1 protein-coding gene and 1 pseudogene are annotated in these 1,636 nt (G+C 46.0%); one reads left to right on the forward strand and one right to left on the reverse strand.

The window, feature by feature from the left end; all coding sequences use genetic code 11:
- Window positions 1-218, reverse strand: a pseudogene (locus F6K20_RS37610) (hypothetical protein); the annotation flags it as partial.
- A gap of 370 nt (window positions 219-588) precedes the next feature.
- On the opposite strand from F6K20_RS37610, the gene F6K20_RS37615 reads away from it, so the two are divergent.
- On the forward strand, window positions 589-1,518 hold the full coding sequence (locus tag F6K20_RS37615) for a pentapeptide repeat-containing protein (protein WP_008184926.1): 930 nt from the start codon (window positions 589-591) through the stop codon (window positions 1,516-1,518).
- Window positions 1,519-1,636: the final 118 nt, after the last annotated feature.

Below are 1,636 nucleotides of genomic sequence, written 5' to 3' on the forward strand. Positions count from 1 at the left end.
TCGGGAATCGGGAATCGGAACCCACCCCTAACCCCTCCCAGGAGGGGAACGGGAATCGGGAATCGGGAATCGGGAATCGGGAATCGGGAGAAGAGTGTGGGGAGAGGGGGAAGTTTGGGGAGAGGGGGAAGTGTGGGGAGAACTAAGAAGTAGTTTTCGATGAAGTTGGTATAGCTTTGATCATACTTATGTTGATCATACTTATGAGGTAGATTCAATTTTCTTACCCCGACTCCCGACTCCCTCGGTGCGCTTTCCGTAGGCGAATTAAATTCGCCACGGGTCGCACCGCTCCCGACTCCCGACTCCCGTTCCCCTCCTGGGAGGGGTTAGGGGTGGGTTCCGACTCCCTCGGTGCGCTTTCCGTAGGCGAATTAAATTCGCCACGGGTCGCACCGCTCCCGACTCCCGACTCCCTGATACTTTAGCTGATCGAGTGCCTCAAACCCTCAATTTGTTTTTGTGGAAAGTATATTTTGGATCCTAAACATTTATGTAAAATATTCTTGCAATAATTACATTTGAGGTCAGATTAAAGTTAAATTAGATACAAAACTAACTGACTACAGGTTTTATAGAACTAAATCTATGACATTATTAACTACTAATCAAGTTCTTAAACAACTTAAGCAAGGACTGTCGTTACAGAAAGCCGAGCTGAGTCATATTGATTTACAGGGCTTGAATCTAGATAAGGCTGACTTTGCCCATGCCTACCTACGTAATGCCAATCTCTCGGGAGCGTCTTGTCAAGAGACAGACTTTACTCAAGCCAATCTCAGCTGGGCAAACCTATCGGGAGCTACTCTGGTTTATGCCCGACTTTCAGGAGCTCAACTGAATCGTGCTGGTTTGGAGGGGGCGAATCTCCGAGGGGCTTGTGCAACAAAGGCTAAGCTGTGTGGGGCAAAACTAGATGGGGTTGAGGCTTCCTTAGCTCAGCTGCAAAAGGCTGATTTGAGAGAAGCAACTGGGAAAGGGATAACCTTTATCAATGCCAATCTCAAGATGGCGAATTTAGGAGCTGTGAATTTCCCTGAGGCTAATTTCAGTGGAGCAAGCCTTGATATAGCTAGCTTAGAGGCAGCTAACTTAATGGATACTAAGTGGGTTGGTGCTGATTTGGAACGAGCCAATTTAAGCCGTGCTAGTTTAGTCAGAGCAGATTTAACCTCTGCTAATCTGATTGTTGCTAATCTCAGAGCTGCTGATTTGACCGAGGTGATTTTGCGTGGTGCTCAGTTGCTGGAGTCAAGTTTGGAAAATGCCTTATTAAAGGATGTTGATTTAACTGAAGCGTCTTTATTTTCTGCGAATTTAGAAGGCGCTCGCTTATCTAATATTAATCTTAAAAATGCTGATTTACAGTACGCTAATTTAGAGAATACTATTTGGAATGGTGTTGATTTTTATAACTGCGAGGTAGCAGGTGCGGTGTTTACTGATGCTAAGGGCTTAAGTGCTCAACAGTGCCAATGGCTGAAGAAAAATGGCGCGTTGAATGTTCCTTGTGGGTAACAGCAACCTAAGCTATCAGCTATCAGCGGTCAGCGGTCAGCGGTCAGCGGTCAGCTATCAGCGGTCAGCTTTTAGCTCACGCTACTTGAGGTGCCGTCAGCTTATTTTATTCAAAAGA

It is taken from the genome of Moorena sp. SIO2C4, assembly GCF_010672485.1.
Lineage (GTDB): Bacteria > Cyanobacteriota > Cyanobacteriia > Cyanobacteriales > Coleofasciculaceae > Moorena > Moorena producens.

What these genes read in the sequence shown, in the direction of transcription:
- F6K20_RS37615 (WP_008184926.1), top strand. Translation starts at nt 589, where the DNA reads ATGACATTATTAACTACTAATCAAGTTCTTAAACAACTTAAGCAAGGA.